Source organism: Campylobacter lari (assembly GCF_900638335.1).
In the GTDB taxonomy this organism is placed as follows: domain Bacteria; phylum Campylobacterota; class Campylobacteria; order Campylobacterales; family Campylobacteraceae; genus Campylobacter_D; species Campylobacter_D lari_E.
The window spans coordinates 613,641-632,820 of sequence record NZ_LR134508.1; the positions used below are offsets into that span (position 1 = coordinate 613,641).

The following is a 19,180-nucleotide window of genomic DNA, read 5'->3' on the forward strand; positions in this document are numbered from 1 at the left end:
TTATAATGAATATTGAGGAAATTATTAAAGAAATTAAACGAGGAATAGCAGAAATTATTGATGAGGAAAGATTGGTTTCTTTAGTAAAAAATTACTATGAAAAAGGTGAAAATTTTTTTGTAAAGGCTGGGTTTGATCCTACGGCTGCTGATTTGCATTTGGGTCATACTGTAGTTTTAAGTAAGATGGCTTTACTTCAAAAGCATGGAGCTATAGTGCAGTTTTTAATAGGTGATTTTACTGCTCAAATCGGTGATCCAACAGGAAAAAGTGCCACAAGAAAAAAGCTTGATAAAGAGGAAGTGCTTAAAAATGCCAAAACCTATGAAGAGCAAGTTTTTAAGATTTTAGATCCAAGTAAAACTCAAATTCATTTTAATTCTAAATGGCTAAATGAACTTGGTGCTGCTGGTATAGTAGAACTTACTTCGACTTTTAGTGTTGCTAGAATGCTTGAAAGAGATGATTTTACCAAGCGTTTTAAAGAACAAAGTCCTATATCAATTTGTGAGTTTTTATATCCACTTTTACAAGGTTATGATAGTGTTGCATTAAAAAGTGATATAGAAATGGGCGGAACGGATCAAAAGTTTAATCTTTTAATGGGTAGACAGCTTCAAAGAGTATATAATTGCCAAAAAGAACAAGCGGTGATGATGATGCCATTGCTTGAAGGCCTTGATGGCGTAAATAAAATGAGTAAAAGCTTAGGAAATTATATCGGTGTAACAGAAGATGCTAAAGATATGTATGCTAAGGTTTTAAGTATAAGTGATGAGTTGATGTTTAGATATTATGAGCTTTTAAGTGAAAAAAGCTTAAATGAAATTTCACAAATAAAAGATGATATTAAAAATGGTTCATTACATCCTAAAAAAGCTAAGGAAAATTTAGCTTTGGAAATTACTGCACGTTTTCACTCAAGCGAATGTGCTTTAAAAGCTAAGGAAGAATTTGATAAAGTCCATAGTGCAAAAGAGCTTCCTAGTGATATGCCAAGTTTTGCCTTAGAAGGTAGTATTTGGCTTGCAAAAGCTATAGTAGAGTGTAAAATGGAAAGTTCTACTTCAGCAGCTAGAAGATTGATTAATTCTAATGCAGTAAGTGTTAATGGAGAAAAAGTTCAAGATGAACAATGCCAACTAGAAAGCGGTGAATATATTTTACAAGTTGGAAAAAGAAAATTTGCAAAATTAAAGGTAATATGATGAGTTTTAAAGCTTTAAAAATTGGAAAGCATGAGATAAAATATCCTATTTTTCAAGGTGGTATGGGACTTGGTATAAGTTGGGACAAACTTGCTTCTGCGGTTTCTTTAAATGGTGGATTAGGAATTATTTCTTCAGTAGGAACTGGATATTATGAAAATAGAACACATATAGACAAAGAGTTTAATGCAAAGCCTTATGGTAGTGATAATTTTTACTCAAAAGCAGGCTTAAAAGCTTTGATAGATAATGCTAGAAAGGTTTGTAAAGACGCACCTTTGGGCTGTAATATTTTATATGCAAGTAATAATTATGCACAAATTGCACGCAATGCTTGTGAAGTTGGTTTTAATGTAATAATTTCAGGAGCAGGGCTTCCTACAAATTTACCTGAATTCACACAAGATTATCCTGATGTTGCTTTGGTACCTATTGTATCATCAGCTAAAGCTTTAAAAATTATCTGTAAAAGATGGCAAAGTAGATATAATCGCTTGCCTGATGCAGTTGTAGTTGAAGGACCAAAAAGCGGAGGACATCAAGGTTTTACTTATGAGCAATGTTTAATGGATGAATATCAATTAGAAAATGTAGTACCACAAGTTGCGCAAGAAATTAAAAACTGGGGAGATATACCATTAATTGCTGCGGGTGGAATTTGGGATAAGCAAGATATAGAAAAAATGATGTCTTTAGGGGCAAGTGGCGTTCAAATGGGAACTCGTTTTATAGGAACTTTTGAATGCGATGCGAGCGATGATTTTAAACAAGTATTGCTTGATTGTAAAAAAGAAGATATTGAGCTTTTAAAATCTCCAGTCGGCTATCCTGCAAGAGGAGTAAGAACTAATCTTTTAAATTTAGTTGATAAAAGAATGGGACCGAAAATTTCTTGCGTGAGTAATTGTGTTGCACCATGTGGTAGAGGTAAGGAAGCTACTAAAGTAGGTTATTGTATAGCAGATAGATTATATGATGCTTGGAGCGGTAAAAAAGAAACAGGCTTATTTTTTACAGGGGCTAATGGATATAGACTAGATAAGCTTATTAGTGTAGAAGAACTAATGAAAAAATTAGTTAATGGTGAAGATGCTTAGAATATTTTTTATTTTTTTATTATTTTGTTTTAGTGTTTTTGCTAATGTGGAAGTTAAGAAATTTGATCAAAATTTTTTAACTTCTAATTCAGAAGAAAAATTACAATTACACCAGCAGTTAAAATCTTTGTATATACAAAGTGTGATTAATGATAATAATGAAGAAAAAAATGAGATTTTAAAAAGATTAATCATAAGTTCAAATTCTTTAGGTTTTGATGATAAAGCTTATGTGCAAGAGCTTAAAGAAAGTGGGGTAAGTGAAGAAGAAATTGCACGTTTAAAAAATGCTTTAAAAGTCATACAAGATCAAAAAATAAAAAAAGAACAATCAAAAATTGAAACTAATACCACATTACCTATTAATAAAAAAGAAGATAAAAAAGAAGATAAAAAAGAAGATAAAAAAGAAGATAAAAAAGAAGATAAAAAAGAAGATAAAAAAGAAGATAAAAAAGAAGATAAAAAAGAAGATAAAAAAGAAGATAAAAAAGAAGATAAAAAAGAAGATAAAAAAGAAGATAAAAAAGAAGATAAAAAAACTCCAGCGCAAAAAGAGCTTTTTGTGCTTGATGTTAAAAAATTAGACAATGGTATCTTACTTGATTTAAGTGAAAAAATCAGCCAAAAAGACATTAAAAACTTTACTCTCAAAGGCGATAAGAATTTTCGTTATGTTGCAGATTTTGATGGAATTTTAAAAGGTCCTAAGAGAACTTTTAAATTTAAAGATTTTGATATTATCGTGTCGCAATTTGATTCAACAAGCATGCGTTTGGTTTTAAGCTCAAAAAAAGAATTAAAGATCAAAATAGAGCTTAAAGATCAAAGTTTTTTTATGGGACTTGAAAAAATAGAAAAAAAAGAAGAATCCAAATCTATAGTTAAAAAACAAAATGAGATTAAAAAAACAGAAGTTAAAAAAGAAGTTGTTAAAAATGAGCCTTTATATATTATAAAATCAAGTAAAGATAAAAATGGTGTTAATTTAAAATTAAATAACGATATTGATTTTGAGGATATTAAAATCAATTCCTTTAAAGATGGTAAAATATATCGCTCTATTGTAAGCTTTGAAGCTATTTTAGAAGGTGATAGAAAAAAAATAGATATCAACAAAAATCAATCCATCACAATAGTGCAGTTTAATAAAACTACAGTAAGAGTTGTTTTAAATTCTACTAGTGATTTTAAAACTAATCTTGATTTAGACAATGAAGAATTGTTTATAGGGTTTGAAAAAAAGGTCAAAAAAACACCGACAAAAACTACTTCAAAAGCAACAAAAACTACTATTAAAAAATCGGGGAAAATCATAGTAATTGACCCAGGTCATGGAGGTAAAGATCCGGGTACTTTGGGTGATAAGGGTGTTAGAGAAAAAGATGTAGTTTTAAGTGTAGCTTTAAAACTTGGTAATGAGCTTAAAAAACGTGGATATAGAATTTATTATACTAGAAGCACAGATAAATTTATAAATTTAAGAGATAGAACTTCTATGGCTAATGAAAAAATGGCAGATTTGTTTATTTCTATCCATGCTAATGCAGCTCCAAATAAACAAAGAGCTAAAACTCTTGAGGGTATTGAAACTTTCTTTTTATCTCCTGCGAGAAGCGAAAGAAGCAAAAAGGCTGCTGAATTAGAAAATCAATCAGATTTTGAAGAGATGAATTATTTTTCTAAACAAACCTTTTTAAATTTTTTAAATCGTGAAAAAATAGTTGCTTCAAATAAATTGGCTATTGATGTGCAAAAAAAGATTTTAAGCAATGTAAGAAAAAAATATAAAGTTGTTGATGGTGGGGTTAGGGAAGCTCCTTTTTGGGTTTTAGTGGGTGCGCAAATGCCTGCTATATTGATTGAAACAGGTTATATTAGCCATCCTAGCGAAAGAAATAGATTAACAAATAAAAATTTTCAAGAATTATTAGCTATTGGTATTGCCAATGGCATAGAGAGTTATTTTTATAAAAATCAATGAAAAAAGCAAATATTATCATTAAAAACAATGCACCTTTTTCTTTGGATTTTGATGATTATTATTTTAATTCTAGCGATGGTTTAAGCGAAAGTGAATTTGTCTATACTAATGCTTTTGAATTTCGAACAAAACAAACTATCATCGCAGAGCTTGGTTTTGGTATAGGTTTAAATTTTTTCCTTACTTTAAAGCGTTTTATAAAGGAAAAAAAAGAAAACCAAAGATTATTTTATCTTAGTTTTGAAAATTTTTATATAGAAAAAGATAAATTAAGAGAAATTTATAAAAACCTTGGTTTTTATGAGGAATTTAAAGAGCTTTTAGAGCAGTTTTTAAAATTTTATCCCCCATGTAAAGATGGAGTTTATAGATTTTATTTTCAAGATTGCTTTTTAGATTTGGTATTTGGTGATGCTAAAGAAAAATTGCAAAATTTAGACTTTAAAGCTGATATTTGGTATTTAGATGGTTTTGCACCTGCCAAAAATCAAGAGATGTTTGATGGGGACATTATAAAAAAAGTTGCTAAAAATTCAAAAATAAATGCCAAGGTTTTGACCTTTTCTTCTGCAAGTATTTTAAAAAAAGCTTTAATTAATAATAATTTTCAAGTACAAAAGATCAAAGGTTTTAGAAAAAGAGAAATGATACAGGCTATTTTTAATGGCCTTGATTTTGAAGATAAATTTGCTTATTTTAACACCCCGTGTTTGAAAAAAGAAATACAAAAAATAGCCATCATCGGAGCAGGTATAGCTGGAGCTAGTATAGCTTATGAGCTTTCTTTAAGAAATATCCAAGTAGATGTTTTTGAAAAAGAAAATTCATTAGGCAAGGGTGCTTCTGGAAATATCAATGGAATTTTAAGCTCTTTGATTTTAAAACCTGATGTATTATTGGGTGAGTTTTCACAATATGCTTTTTTAGAGTCTAGTAGATTTTATAGGCAAATTTTAAATTTAATTCCACAAGGGGTTTATGAATTTGCTCATAATGAGCTTATGCAAGAGCGTTTTGATAGTCAAAAAGATAATGTTTTATTTGAAATTATTAACAACCAAGCCTTTTTAAAAGATGGAACATGTATAAAGCCCAAAGAGCTTGTAAAAACGCTTTTGCAAAAAAGCAAGGCTAGGATGTTTTTTGAGTATGAATTTAAAGATTATTCTTATGAAAATGAAAAGTTTTCTTTGCGATTTAACAATAAAAAAACATTAAAAAATTATGATGTGTTAATTTATGCTCAAGGTGCTGATATTAAAAATTTTTTAGAGTATAAATATATGAAATTAAGTAGCGTTAGAGGTCAGTGTACTCATTTAAAACCATTTTTAAAAAATATTCATGCTCTATCTTCAAAAGGTTATATTTGTCCTGTCAATGAAGAATTAAATTTGCAACTTATTGGTGCAAGTTATGATAGGCTTAATCAAGATACAACACTTTTAAAAAGCGATGATTTGCAAAATATTGAAAATATAAAAGAGTTTTTGCATGATGAAAATTTAGAAATTATGGGTGGAAAAGTAGGATTTAGATCATATTCTAGTGATAGATTTGCCATAATAGGTCAAGCTTATGATGAAAATTTTTATATGCAAAATTATAAAGCACTTTTATGGCATAAAAATAAAAGTCAAGTAGCGCCAAATGATTTTATTCCTTTGTATTTTTCTATTGCTCATGGATCTAGAGCTTTTGCTAGTGCTATTATATCTTCTAGAATTATTACTTCTTTGATTTTTAATGAACCAAGCATAGAAAAAGAGTTTTTATACGCTTTACATCCTGCGAGATTTTTAATCCGTCAGCTAAAAAAAGGAAAAAATTAGAATTTCATTTTCACTTCACTTTGTTCGTATATCCTTATGTATTGCAAACAAGGAGAGTATATGCGAAAAATTCAACCTACATTAAATGAGAAATTTTTCAATGATGGGCAAATTATTATTTCAAAAACCGATAAAACTGGAAGAATAGTTTATTGTAATAGAAATTTTATGATTTTATCAGGATATAAAGAATCAGAGCTTTTGGGTAAACCCCATAATATAATTCGTCATCCTGATATGCCTAAAGTTGTTTTTGAAATTCTTTGGGAGAGTATTAAAAATAAAAAAGAGGTTATTGCTTATGTAAAAAATTTATCTAAAGATGGCTCATTCTATTGGGTATTAGCTTTTATAACTCCTTCTTTTGATTCTAATGGAGAGGTTATGGGGTATCATTCTATGCGCTTAAATCCTAAAAGAGAGGCTATTGAAAAAATAGAGAGATTATATAAAGAGCTTTTACTTGAAGAACAAAAGTGTGGTAAAAAAGCTTCAAGAAAGATGTTTGAGGAAATTTTAAATGCCAAAGGAATGAGTTATGAAGAAATGGTTTTATCAATATAGTGTTAATCAACTGGTAAACTATTTTGCCTTATTTTTGTTTTGTTTGATGGCTATTTTAGAAATACTAGAAGGTAAAATATTTGGGTTTGTATTTTGCATACTGGGAACTTTAGTAGTATTATTTGGACTTGCTAGTGCTTATTACAGAAATAAAGAAGTATTGAGAGCAGCTTCAGTTTTAAATGATCTTGCAAAAGGAAATTTAGAAGCTAGGGTAACTCATATACCTGTTCCAAAATCTGGAGTAGGTAAGTTGGGCTGGGTTGTTAATGACTTAGCAGATCAAATTGAAGCTTTTAATAGAGAAATTCTTAACGCAATTTTAGCTGTCAAAGAGCAAAGATTCTATAGAAAAGCAAGACTTGAGGGTTTGGTTGGTGCTTTTGAATATAATGCCAAGGTTATTAATGAGGCAACCTTAGAAATTGAAAAAACCCAAAATTTATCCACAAGAAGTATTATTGTAGAAAATGTATCCAAGAGTATGTCAGATTCTTTGCAAAAAGAATTAGCATTGATTAATACAAAGCTTAATGATACTGCAGATATTATGCATGATGTATATGAACAGGCAAATGACATTTCTATTCATTCTTCAAAAAGTGCTAAAAACGCACAGGTAATCTCAGATGATTTGGCAAATTTAGGTGAAAATATAGGACAAATTCATACTTTAATAGATGCTTTTTCTCAGCAAATTAATAGTGTATCTTCTTTTATAGGTATTATTGAAGATATTACAGAGCAAACAAATCTTTTGGCATTAAATGCTGCGATTGAAGCCGCTCGCGCAGGTGAGCATGGTAGAGGTTTTGCTGTGGTTGCTGATGAGGTTAGAGCTTTGGCTGAAAAAACCCAAGTTGCAGCTAAAGAAATTTCTGTGATGATTAAAGCGTTAATAGAACAAATGGGCAATATTAAAGATATTACAAACGAAGCCTATAGAGTTGCTAAAAATTCTAATTCAAGTTTAGAAGAATTTCAAAAAGTTTTCACAGGTGTTGATGAAAATGCTAAAATTTTATTAGATGAAATTTCTAAAACAAGCATGGATACTAATAAAATTTTACTTTATTTAGAATGTTGTTTGAAAACATACTTGGCATGTTCTTGTGTTATTAATTCTAAAGTAGAATATATAGAAGATAATAATTTAGCTAAATTTGATACTCAAAATAATATTTTTGTTTTAAACCAAGATTTAAATTCTTGTATCGAGAAATTGTTTAGTTGTATAAAAAATAATCAATTAATACAAGAAGAAAAAAATATTTATGTTTGGATTAAGCAAATTCAAGATATAAATGAAAGGATGATAAGCGAAATAGAATACAAAAAATACATATAAATGAGAGGTTGAGTGAAAAAATACATTTTTTTAAGTTGTATATGTATAAACGTGTTTGCTTTAAGTTTAGAAGAAAGTTTAAGTGAAAGCGAGGTAAATGCTACTAAAAAACAAAAGACAAATATGGTTTCTAAACAAGTATTTTTTCAAAAACCACAAGAATACCAAAATCAAAATATGGATTTTGGATCCTTTGCTAGCAAGTCTTTAGGCCAAGTTTTAAATTTAAGCTCTAAAGATAAAACGGAAGCTAATTTAGACTATAGTGCTTTGAATGTAAATATAAAAAATATCAATTCGATATTAGATTATAATAATGCTACTTTGCTTTTGGAAAAACAAGCAAGAATAGGTCAAGTAGAACAGGCTTATTCTTTGGGACTTATCAATCGTTATACATTTAATGAATTTAATTTCGGTTTTAACTATTTTAATGATCAATACAAAGAAGCTTACACAAAAAATAGCTTTGGTGCTGAATTACAATTTAGTCACTATTTTAAAGCATATGCTAATCATTATAAGATCAAAGAAAACGATAGTGATGATAGTACAGAGCTTGGTGTTGTATTTGATTTACCTTATTTAAATATTTTAAATATTAATTCTAATATAAAGGAACTGCAAAATCACTATAATATTACTTATTCTCCAATTTCTATTTTGGATTTATCACTTAATTATCAAGATGAAAAAACCGGTATTAAAGATCAAACAGCAATGTGGGTAAGATTTAGACTAAATTATGAGCAAAGTTTAAGTAAGCAATTTTATAATAGTTTTTATCGTAAAAACAATATAGGTGAATTTAACCGTTATGATTTTGCTACTAGGACTTATTAATTAGCCATAAAACGAGTAATATCATTATAAGTTACAAACACCATTAAACTTAAAAGCAAAGCCATGCCAAAATAACTAAGATATTCAAAACATACTTTTGGAACTTCTTTTTTGAAAATTAGCTCATAAAGATTAAATAATATATGCCCTCCATCAAGTGCTGGGATAGGAAGTAGATTTAGTACCCCAAGATTGATAGAGATTAAAGCTGTGATTAAAAATAAAACTACTATGCTAGTATTTGCTGCTTTGGAGGTTATATCAACCATAGTGATGATTCCACCCATATTTTTAGCATCTAACTCCCCGCTGATGATTTTAGTAAGTCCTTTAAAAATGAGCAAAGAAGCCTCTACGCTTTCTTCATAAGCGTATTTTAAACTACTAATTCCTGGATGATAAATAGTAACAAACTCACCCTTAGGTGCTATACCAATTAAAGGCTTTTGAACTTTTTGATAAAACTCATTATAACCTTGATCAATTTGCGGGGTTAGGGTGATGTTGATGGGTTTATTATCGCGTTCTATACTAAGTAAGGTTGGTTTTATATGTACAAGTTTGCCAATTTCTTCAAAGCTTTGGATTTTAACTCCATCTATAGCTAGAATTTTATCTCCAATTTGTAAATTTGCTTTTTGTGCAGCTGAGTTTGGTGCTATATTTCCAATAATAGGCGCAAGTTTTTGCACACCTAAAAAACCTATGGCTATATAAAGCAAAAATGCTAAAAGGAAATTAAAAAATGGCCCTGCAAAAAGTATGTAAATTCTAGCTAGAGGACTTAGAGTATTATAGCTATTTGGTTCGTAATTTTTTTCACTAGGATTTAAATCATCTTGTCCTTTAAGTTTAACATAACCACCAAAAGGTAGAGCAGATAAGCGATATTCTGTGTTTTTGTAAGTTTTTTTAAAAATAGCTTTTCCAAAGCCTATGCTAAAAATTTCTACATCAACCCTCATATGCTTTGCAGCTAAAAAATGTCCTAGCTCGTGAAAAAAAATTAAAAAAGATATAACTAAAAGTGTTATTAAAAAGCTAAAAGAGTAAAATTTAAAGCCAATAGCTAAGATAATAAATAAAAATAAATATGATTTCAAATTATACCTTTTTTAAATGTTTTATGTAAGCTAGTATGTATTCAAAAGCTGAATAAAGTGTAAGTACTAAGGCAATAAATAGCAATGTATTAGCAAAAGGCCATTGCATGATTAAAAATATAATGGCTATCATTTGAAAGCTTGTTTTTATTTTACCTGCAAAAGATGCACTTACATCAAATTTTTCACTCACCATAACCACTCGAAAACCGGTTATAAAAAACTCTCTTACTAAAATAATATAAATTATCCAAGGATCAGCTTTTTGGGTAAGCAATAATCCCAAAAAAGCAGCTAAAACAAGCATTTTATCAGCTAGTGGATCTATGATGGATCCAAGCTTTGTAGTTTGATTCCAAGTTCTTGCGATATAACCATCAAAAAAATCAGTCAAGGCAGCTATGCCAAAAACAACACAAGCAAAATAATTTACCCAACTAGGATGAATATTATCAAAATCATTAATAAGCAAAAAAAATAAAAGAGGGGCTAATAATATCCTTATAAATGCTAAGATATTAGGTAAATTCATTGTTTATTAATCCTTGTGTTTAAAGAAAATACCCCAAAATGGGGTAATGAATCATTTAAAAGTTGTACCACCATCTACGATTAAAGTGTGGCCTGTGATCCAGTTTGCTTTGTCAGAACATAAAAATAAACATGCTCCAGCTAAATCTTGAGGCTGTCCAATACGGTTTAGCGGGCTAAGATTAATAGTTGCATTTTTAACTTCTTCGTAATTTGTAAACGCCTTAAGCGCATCAGTGTCAATCGGTCCACCACTTACTACATTGACACGGATGTTTTTAGAGCCAAGTTCAGTTGCAGCATATCTTGCCATAGCTTCTACCGCTGCTTTTGCGGTACCATGACCAGCATAGTTTTCAATATGTACCAAATTTCCTGTTGAAGAAATAGATAATATACTACCTCCACCAACTTTTTCCATTCTTTTTGCTGCTTCTTGTGCTCCAACTACAAATGCATTTACAGTTGCTGTGAAAATATTATTTATTCCACGAGGTTTTAATTTCATAAATTTGGTATATCCGCCAACAACAGCACGACCTGAGATAATAGCATTAGAGATGAAAAAATCTATTCTGTCAAAATCTTGATCGATTTTTTCAAATAATTCTTTATAAGTTTCTGGTTCAAGTATGTTAAACTCATAAGCTTTAGCTTTAATTTTATAATTATTTTCTAAATCTTTTACAATTTCTTGAGCTAAATCTGCATTAGAGTTATAAGTAAAAGCTACATTAGCTCCCGCTTTTGCAAACTCATATACAATAGCTTTACCAATCCCTCTTGTTCCACCACTAATTACTAAAGTTTTATTTTGAAAAAAAGTATCCATTAAAATCCTTTTATGTTATAGTTTTTCATAATTGCTTCTATTTTTGCTAAATTGCAATCACTAGGTTTGCAAAGTGGCAAACGATACTCTAAAGTAGGGGTTAAACCTGCTATATACATTGCCGCTTTAATAGGTATAGGATTGCTTTCGCAAAATAAAATTTTATTGATATTATACAACTCATCATTGATTTTTTTGGCTTCAATGTATTTTTCTTCTAAAGCTAGATGAGTTAATTTTGAAATCATATCAGGAAGTAAATTTGAAGTAACTGAAATCACACCTTTACCGCCATTTGAAAGTATAGGATAATTAATTGCATCTTCTCCGCTTAAAAGTATCATTCTAGGTTCATGTGCTAATAAATCAACGCATTTATCAATGCTCCCACTAGCTTCTTTTATTCCATAAATATTTTCACAATCTCTAAATAATCTTATAATAGTTTCTGTTTGAAGCTCACAACCTGTTCTTCCTGGGACATTATATAAAAGCACAGGTATATCTATGCTTTTTGCTATTTCTTTATAATGTAAATACAAACCTTCTTGTGTGGGTTTGTTATAGTATGGAGTAACGCTTAAAATACCATCAGCTCCGTGTTCTTGTGCAAATTTAGCTAAACTTACAGCCTCGTGTGTAGCATTGCTTCCTGCTCCTGCTAAAACTTTACAAGAACTTCCCTTGCAAGCATCTAATGCTATTTCTATACAGATTCTATGTTCTTCATGGGTTAAGGTGGCACTTTCTCCGGTTGTTCCAACAGGTACTACTGCATCAATTCCATTTGCTATTTGTCTTTTGATGAGTTTGTGGTAAGTTTGTTCGTCTAATTTTCCATTTTTAAATGGAGTTATTAAAGCCGTCATTGCTCCTATGATGATTTTATTGTCCATTTTCACCCCTTTTTAAGATTATTGTAGTAGATTTGTTTTCATTGAAGTATTTTTTAGCACAATGAATTAAGTCATCTTTACTTAAATTTTCTATATTTTTTTCATAATCAAGCAAAGGTTTTAAATCGCCTTTGGCAAGATAAGATCCATAAATATTCGCAACGCTACTTGCATTGCTTAATGAAAAAATAAAATCACTTTTTACGGTATTTTTTATTTTTTCCATGATAGTATCATCAAATTTAGCATTTTTTACATCTTCAAGAATTTTTAAAAGCTCTTTTTCAACATCTTCTGCTTTTATACCTTCATTGCAAACACAAATAAATATAAATAAATTCTCATCTATATTTTCACTTGCATAAGCATAAAATTCATTGATAAGTTCTAATTTATCAATTAAAATTTCACTTATTAAAGAACTTTTTCCATTTCCCAAAAGTTCGCTTAATGCACAAAGTTTTGGCATATCTTCGTGATTAAATGCAGGAATTTTATATGCAAGTGCTAATAATTGCGTATCGCTTTCTTTGTGTAAGATCACACGTTTAGCACCATCTTGCTCAGGTTCTTTTTCATGAACTATAGGGATTTCTTTGGTATTTTTTATATCTTGAAAATGTTTTTTAGTTAAAGTAAATACTTCATCTTCGTTAATATCACCACTCACAAGCAAAATAGCATTTTTAGGTTGATAAAAAGTTTGATGAAAATCTTGTATATCTTCTATTTTCCAATTTTGTATATCTTTAAAAAAGCCTATCGGAGTCCAGTGATATGGATGGTGTAAAAAGGCATGATTGTATAATCTAAAATACAAATATCCCAAAGGATTGTTATCAGTTCTCCAACGCCTTTCTTCTAAAACTACATTTCTTTCAGGCTGAAACTCATCATCTTTTAAATTTAAATTACGCATTAATTCAGCAAAAAGCCATAAAGACTTATCTAAATTTTCACTAGAGCATTTTATAAAATAATGCGTATAGTCAAAGCCCGTGCTTGCATTATCCACTCCACCAAAACCTTTGACTATTTCATCAAATTCACCTGCTTTTAAATTTTTTGTACTTTTAAAATTTAAATGTTCAAGCATATGAGCTATGCCACTTTTTCCCATTTTTTCATTTCTTGAGCCAACTTTATAAAAAATATCTACACTTATAACTCCGCTTTTTTTATTTACAGGTAAAGTATAAATTTCAAGTTCATTTTCAAGGGTGATTTTTTTATAATTAATCATTTAAAATTAACTCCTATAGCTTGACTAATATGATTAAAACCATCTTGTTTTAAAAGCTCAATTAAACCTTGATTGATATTTTTAACAATGCTTGGCCCTTTAAAAATCATAGCTGTATAAATTTGAACCAAACTAGCCCCGTTTTTAATGCGCTCATAAGCAAGCTGGGCACTATCTATACCTCCACTTGCTATTAAAATAGTATCTTGATAAATTTCTTTAGCCACTTCTTTAAAAAATGTCGCACTTTTTTGAGTGATTAATTTACCGCTAATTCCACCAAAAGTTCTTGCATTATCAATCAAAGAATAATCTATACTAGTATTTGCCATGATAATACCATCAGCTTTTGCACTAATAGCGCTTTTGCAAAGTGAAATTGCGCTGTCTATATTCATATCCGGAGCAATTTTTAAAATAACTGGTTTATTCGTGATTTCTTTTGCTTGGTTAAATAAAGTACTTACAAATTCTTCACTTTGTAAATCTCTTAAATTTTTGGTATTTGGAGAGGATATATTAATCACAAATAAATCACACAAATCTTTAAACTCTTTTAATAAAATAATATAATCATTAATAGCTTCTTCATTTGGAGTGATTTTGTTTTTGCCTATATTTGCTACTAAAGGTATGCTAAATGGATAGACTTTTTTTACTTCTTTTGCGATAGCATCTTTACCTTTATTATTAAAACCCATAGCATTTTGAATACTTTCTTGTTCAACAAGTCTAAAAAGTCTAGGTTTTTCATTACCATTTTGAGGTTTTGGGGTGAAAGTTCCATATTCTAAAAAGCCAAAACCTAAAGCACTTAGTGGTCTTATCATTGTGGCATTTTTATCAAAGCCACCTGCTAAGCCCACAGGGTTATAAAAATTTAGATTAAAAATTTCTTGATTTAAAATTTCATCATTTACTACGTAATCTTTTGCAAAAAAACTAAGCCCCCCAGGAAATATACAATCTAGTGTTCGCATACTAAATTCAGCCAAGGCATGAGCATTTTCTGGATCTAATTTATATATTAAAGGTTTTAAGCTTTCATAGGTCATATTTTTCCTTTTTTTACAAAATAGCATATTGTACTAAAAAAATGATAATTCTTAGTTTTCATTTTCTTTATCTTTGTCAGTTTTTTGTACTTTTTGTTTTAATTTTTGATAAATTTCGCAATTTTTCATTAAATAAGCATCATTTCCTATAGAAGCTATTTTTCCTTTATCAAGTACAGCAATTTTATCGGCATTTTCTATAGTGCTAAGTCTATGAGCGATGATGAGTATCAAACGATCCTTTTTTAAGCTTTCTATAGTTTTTACTATGGCTTTTTCACTTTCATTATCAAGTGCTGAGGTTGCTTCATCAAAAATTAAAATTTGAGGATTTTTATATAAAGCCCTTGCTATAGCAATGCGTTGTTTTTGTCCGCCGGAGAGATTTTTTCCGTGCTCTTTTAATTCAGTATGTATACCGCCAAGCTCTTGAACAAAATCATAAGCATTAGCTTGTTTTAAAACCTCTATCACGCGTACTTCATCGTATTCTTTAGCATAAGCAATATTTTGAGCTATAGTGTCATTAAATATATAAATATTTTGAGTTACCAAAGAGATATTTTCTCTCAAACTAACAATATCAAAAGAACTAATATCTTTTTGATTGATTAAAATTTCACCACTATCTTTTTCAAAAAAATACATCAAAAGATTAATAATAGAAGATTTTCCTCCGCCACTTGATCCAACTAAGGCTAGAATTTCTCCTTTGTTAAGAGAAAAATTTACATCTTTTAATACCGTTTTATCTTTTTGATAGCTTAAAGAAACATTTTTAAAATGAATGTTTTGGATATTTTCTGTAAGTTTTTCTTTACCACCTTTAATTTGTGGTTCTAAATCAGTTAGATAAAAAGTTCTTTCACTTGCTGCTACTGCATTTTGTAATCTTGTATAAAGTGAAGAAAGTCTTTTAATAGGGGTATAAGCCATAAATAAAGCTGTAGTAAAGCTAAAAAAAGAACCTATACTTAAACTTCCATCAATTACTTCTTTACCACCTATTATAATTACTATTGCAAAGCCAATTGAACCCATAGATTCCATTAAAGGGCTACTTAAAGCTTCGATTCTAATGCCTTTTAAAGAAAGTTTGCAAACTTCGCTATTAGTTTGGCTAAATTTTTGCATTTCATTTTTACCTGCATTAGAAGCTTTAATCAGTTCTATATTAGAAAAGATTTCACTTAATCTTGAAGTAAGATCAGAATTTTTTTCTTGGGTATTGCGTCCTATTTTTTTGATTTTCTTAGCAAAAATAGCAAGAGGGTAAATTGCTAAAGGCAAAATTACTAAAGCAAAAAAAGCAAGTTTTGGACTTTGATAAATAACAACACTTAAAAGTCCAATTGCAGTTAAACTTTCTCTTAAAATTTCAGGTATGATAGTAGAAACTATATTTTGCAAAGCTCCAATATCAGAAGTACACCGGCTGATTAATTCCCCACTTCTGTATTTATGAAAAAAGCTCATATCTAAGCGTAAAAGATTGCCAAGAACTAATTCTCTTAATCTTCTTAAAATATCTGTCCCAACATAAGATATATAATAAACTTGCATATAAGCACCAAGATTTTTTAAAGCATAAATTAAAACAACAAGCAAAGGCATATAATAAAGCAAATCAACATTTTTTTCTATAAAAATTTTATTTAAAATAGGCTCTATGATGTATGCACTAGCAGCTGTTCCACCACTAGTTAAAAGCATACCTATAATAGCTAAAACAAAATAAAACCAATAATCTTTATAATAAGGCTTAAAGCGAGTAAAAACCTCTTTAAGCTTCATTTCTTTGTAATTTTTATCCATTTTTCTCCCATATTACACCATTTGGTGTATCCATTAAAAGAATATTCTCTTTAGCTAAATCATCACGAATTTGATCTGCTAAGGCATAGTTTTTTTCTTGCTTTGCCTTGTTGCGTAGAGCAATTTTTTCTTCTATTTCTTGACATTTTTCTTCACCAATGCCAAATTGAAAATATTTTATAGTATCTATAAAACCTATACCAAAAATAAAAGCAAGTTCTTTTAAGGTTTTTTCTACTTGTATTTTATAAGCTTTGTCTTTTGGGTTTTTATCTAAGCAAATATTACTTTCATTGATAAACTCATCAAGTAAAGCTAAGGCTTTAGAGGCATTTAGATCATCATTTAAAACTTCTAAGATATTTTTAGCTACTTCACTTTCTATGGTAGTTTTTTCATCTATAAAAGCATTTATGTTTAAGCGTTTTTTTAAGCGATAAAATTTATCAAGCCTTTTTTTAGCAGCTTGTAAGTCTTCTAAAGCATAGTTAAAATGCGCTCTATAATGTACGCTTAAAAGATAAAATCTCAAAACCTCTCCACTAAAAAGTTTTAAAGAATCTTTTAGAAAAAAGCTATTTCCCAAGCTTTTACTCATTTTTTCACCATTAATTTGTACAAAGCCATTATGTAACCAAAAATTAGCTAATTCATGATTATTTTTACAACGACACTGACAAGCTTCGTTTTCATGATGAGGAAAAAGCAAATCTATACCCCCTGCATGAATATCAAGTTTATCTTTAAAAATACTTTCTATCATCACAACACATTCTGTGTGCCAACCTGGTCTTCCTTTACCAAAATTTGCAGGATAAAATTTTTCATCAAATTTCCATAAAACAAAATCGCTATCATTTTTTTTAGCAACGCTTTCTTCTAGGCGTGATTGATTATCTTCTAAATTTCTTTTAGAGATATAAAAGTATTTATCATCCTTGCTAGTATCAAAATAAATCCCATCTTTAAGTTTATAAGCTAGGTTTAATTCTAAAAGTTTTTCTATATAAGCAATCATTTGCTCAATATAAGCTGTAGCCTTTGGTTTAAAATTAGGTTCTAAGATATTAAGTGTTTGCATATCCTCTTCATATCTTTTAATATAAAAATTTGTAATTTCTTCTAAACTTTTACCACTTTCTTGCATTTTTTTTAAGATTTTATCATCAATATCAGTGTAATTTCTAGCAAAAACTACTTCATAATCATTTGCTAGTAAAACTCTTCTTAAAAAATCAAAACACACGCTACTTCTTGCATGTCCTAAATGTGCATCATCATATACAGTAGGCCCGCATAAATAAATATTTGCTTTTTTTGCCTCATGTGGGATAAATTCGCATTTTTTCTTTAAAACACTATCAAAAAAAACCATTAAAATAAACCTTTAAAAAAATGATAAATTTCAATTAAAAATTGTATTAAAATATCTTTAATTTCAAATAAGCCTAAAGCAAATAAACTTAAAAATACTATGCTAATAAGCCAAAATTTAACCCTAAAAATACCCCAAAGATTTTTAAAACCAAATTCTTTAATATTAGCATATAATAAATAAAAAGCACTAATAGATGAAGCAAGTGCAATACCTAAGCTTTTATAAGCTTCTTCTTTGATGAGTAAAATAATCACTATGCTAAAAAATGCTGATATAAAAAGTGTTTTAAAGGCTATTATAGCGGCTATTTTTTGTTTAAATTTAGCATAAAGCCACAAAGAGAAAAGTTTTTGCAAACCAAAAGGCAAAAGTCCTAAAAGATAAGCTTGTAATAAAAATGCAGTGATTTTTGTATCTTCTTGATTAAAATTTCCTCTTTGAAATAAAAACTCCACAATTTCTTTAGCTAAAATAATCCCTACTATACTAGCTAAAATTAAAAGTATGCTTAAATACTCAAAAGCTGTTTGCATAAAAGCTAAGGCTTTTTGTTCTTCATTTGCTTTTAAATGTCTTAGTATTTTTGGGAAGCTTACTTGACTTAGAGCGATTGCAAAAAGAGCTAAAGGAAGCTGAAAAACCCTATTAGAATAATACAAATACGAAATGCTTCCAGCCATTAAAAAACTAGCTATAGTAGTATCTAATAATGAACTAATTTGATTTGCCGAAGAACCTAAAAGTCCATGGGTAAAAGTAGAGTGGAATTTATCTAAACTAGTCTTTGTTTTTTTAAGTTTTATACTTAAATATATACTTTTTAAAATTCTAGTGTTTTTTAAAGCAAAAATATGCCATATAAGTTGAGCTAGACCACTTAAAACAGTCGCATATGAAAAATAATACAAAGCTTCTAAAGGTTTATCTTGAGTGACAAAAAATCCAGCAATCACAACAAAAAGATTAAAAAATGAAGCAGAAAAAGAAGTGATGAAAAAATTTTGTTTATAATTTAATAATGAACCCAAAAAAGTGACTAAAAAGATAAAAAACAAATACCAAAAATTAATAGAAACTAAAGGTGCAGCTAGAATAATCGTTTCTTTATTAAAACCAAAGGCAAAAATCTTTGTAAAAAATCCAGCAAAAAAACTTACTAAAATACATGTTAAAAAAACAATTATACTAAATTGTAATAAGACATTTATGCAAAAAGCACCTTTTTTACTTGCTTTTAAAAAACTTGGTAAAAAAGCTTGTCCAAAAGCTCCTTCAGCAAAAATTCTTCTAAAAAAAGCCGGCATTTTTAAAGCTACAAAGAAAATATCACTATAAATTCCAGCCCCTAAGTATAAAGCCAAAACAATATCTCTTAAAACACCCATAATCCTAGAAAATAAAATTCCTAAGGCATTGATGATGAAATTTTTAAAAATAATATTTTTTCTCAT

Annotated in this window: 16 protein-coding genes; 7 read left to right on the forward strand and 9 right to left on the reverse strand. The window is 29.0% G+C overall.

Annotated features, from left to right (window positions below; all coding sequences use genetic code 11):
• Positions 1–5 precede the first annotated feature (5 nt).
• From tyrS to EL235_RS03250, 7 genes are all read left to right on the forward strand, one after another.
• A complete protein-coding gene (gene tyrS, locus EL235_RS03220; protein ID WP_126340789.1) occupies positions 6–1,208 on the forward strand; it encodes a tyrosine--tRNA ligase in 1,203 nt (400 codons plus the stop codon).
• Positions 1,208–2,305 carry a nitronate monooxygenase gene (locus EL235_RS03225; protein ID WP_126340790.1) on the forward strand — a complete coding sequence of 366 codons (1,098 nt, stop codon included), beginning with the start codon at positions 1,208–1,210 and terminating at the stop codon, positions 2,303–2,305. Before tyrS ends, EL235_RS03225 begins: the two co-directional genes overlap by 1 nt.
• Positions 2,298–4,289 (forward strand): N-acetylmuramoyl-L-alanine amidase family protein, encoded by a 1,992-nt coding sequence (locus tag EL235_RS03230; RefSeq protein ID WP_126340791.1) that lies wholly within the window; start codon positions 2,298–2,300, stop codon positions 4,287–4,289. The genes EL235_RS03225 and EL235_RS03230 overlap by 8 nt, the downstream gene beginning before the upstream one ends.
• Positions 4,286–6,121, forward strand: a complete 1,836-nt coding sequence (gene mnmC, locus EL235_RS03235; protein ID WP_039625829.1) for a bifunctional tRNA (5-methylaminomethyl-2-thiouridine)(34)-methyltransferase MnmC2/FAD-dependent 5-carboxymethylaminomethyl-2-thiouridine(34) oxidoreductase MnmC1 — start codon at positions 4,286–4,288, stop codon at positions 6,119–6,121. Before EL235_RS03230 ends, mnmC begins: the two co-directional genes overlap by 4 nt.
• Before the next feature lie 60 nt (positions 6,122–6,181).
• Positions 6,182–6,685 (forward strand): PAS domain-containing protein, encoded by a 504-nt coding sequence (locus EL235_RS03240; RefSeq protein ID WP_069106954.1) that lies wholly within the window; start codon positions 6,182–6,184, stop codon positions 6,683–6,685.
• Between the two features lie 550 nt (positions 6,686–7,235).
• Positions 7,236–8,033 carry a methyl-accepting chemotaxis protein gene (locus tag EL235_RS08070; RefSeq protein WP_232017405.1) on the forward strand — a complete coding sequence of 266 codons (798 nt, stop codon included), beginning with the start codon at positions 7,236–7,238 and terminating at the stop codon, positions 8,031–8,033.
• Positions 8,034–8,045: 12 nt separating this feature from the next.
• A complete protein-coding gene (locus EL235_RS03250; protein WP_126340792.1) occupies positions 8,046–8,876 on the forward strand; it encodes a hypothetical protein in 831 nt (276 codons plus the stop codon).
• On the opposite strand, the gene rseP is transcribed toward EL235_RS03250, so the two are convergent.
• The 9 genes from rseP to murJ are packed head-to-tail and all read right to left on the reverse strand — an operon-like array spanning position 8,873 to position 19,180.
• The gene (gene rseP, locus EL235_RS03255; protein WP_126340793.1) at positions 8,873–9,979 is read right to left on the reverse strand and encodes an RIP metalloprotease RseP; all 1,107 of its coding nucleotides are present in this window, start codon (positions 9,977–9,979) and stop codon (positions 8,873–8,875) included. The genes EL235_RS03250 and rseP overlap by 4 nt on opposite strands.
• A 1-nt stretch (position 9,980) precedes the next feature.
• Entirely contained in the window at positions 9,981–10,511 is a 531-nt protein-coding gene (gene pgsA / locus EL235_RS03260) for a CDP-diacylglycerol--glycerol-3-phosphate 3-phosphatidyltransferase (protein ID WP_039625835.1), read from the reverse strand.
• 51 nt (positions 10,512–10,562) lie between these two features.
• A complete protein-coding gene (locus EL235_RS03265; protein ID WP_039618024.1) occupies positions 10,563–11,342 on the reverse strand; it encodes an enoyl-ACP reductase in 780 nt (259 codons plus the stop codon).
• On the reverse strand, positions 11,342–12,238 hold the full coding sequence (dapA, locus tag EL235_RS03270; protein ID WP_039625837.1) for a 4-hydroxy-tetrahydrodipicolinate synthase: 897 nt from the start codon (positions 12,236–12,238) through the stop codon (positions 11,342–11,344). The genes EL235_RS03265 and dapA overlap by 1 nt, the downstream gene beginning before the upstream one ends.
• The gene (locus EL235_RS03275) at positions 12,228–13,481 is read right to left on the reverse strand and encodes a M16 family metallopeptidase (protein WP_039625839.1); all 1,254 of its coding nucleotides are present in this window, start codon (positions 13,479–13,481) and stop codon (positions 12,228–12,230) included. Before EL235_RS03275 ends, dapA begins: the two co-directional genes overlap by 11 nt.
• On the reverse strand, positions 13,478–14,536 hold the full coding sequence (locus EL235_RS03280) for a quinone-dependent dihydroorotate dehydrogenase (RefSeq protein ID WP_039625840.1): 1,059 nt from the start codon (positions 14,534–14,536) through the stop codon (positions 13,478–13,480). Before EL235_RS03280 ends, EL235_RS03275 begins: the two co-directional genes overlap by 4 nt.
• 51 nt (positions 14,537–14,587) lie before the next feature.
• Positions 14,588–16,351, reverse strand: a complete 1,764-nt coding sequence (locus EL235_RS03285) for an ABC transporter ATP-binding protein (RefSeq protein WP_126340794.1) — start codon at positions 16,349–16,351, stop codon at positions 14,588–14,590.
• Positions 16,344–17,726, reverse strand: coding sequence for a cysteine--tRNA ligase (cysS, locus tag EL235_RS03290; RefSeq protein ID WP_126340795.1), 1,383 nt, complete (start codon positions 17,724–17,726; stop codon positions 16,344–16,346). Before cysS ends, EL235_RS03285 begins: the two co-directional genes overlap by 8 nt.
• On the reverse strand, positions 17,726–19,180 hold the full coding sequence (gene murJ, locus EL235_RS03295; RefSeq protein WP_126340796.1) for a murein biosynthesis integral membrane protein MurJ: 1,455 nt from the start codon (positions 19,178–19,180) through the stop codon (positions 17,726–17,728). The genes cysS and murJ overlap by 1 nt, the downstream gene beginning before the upstream one ends.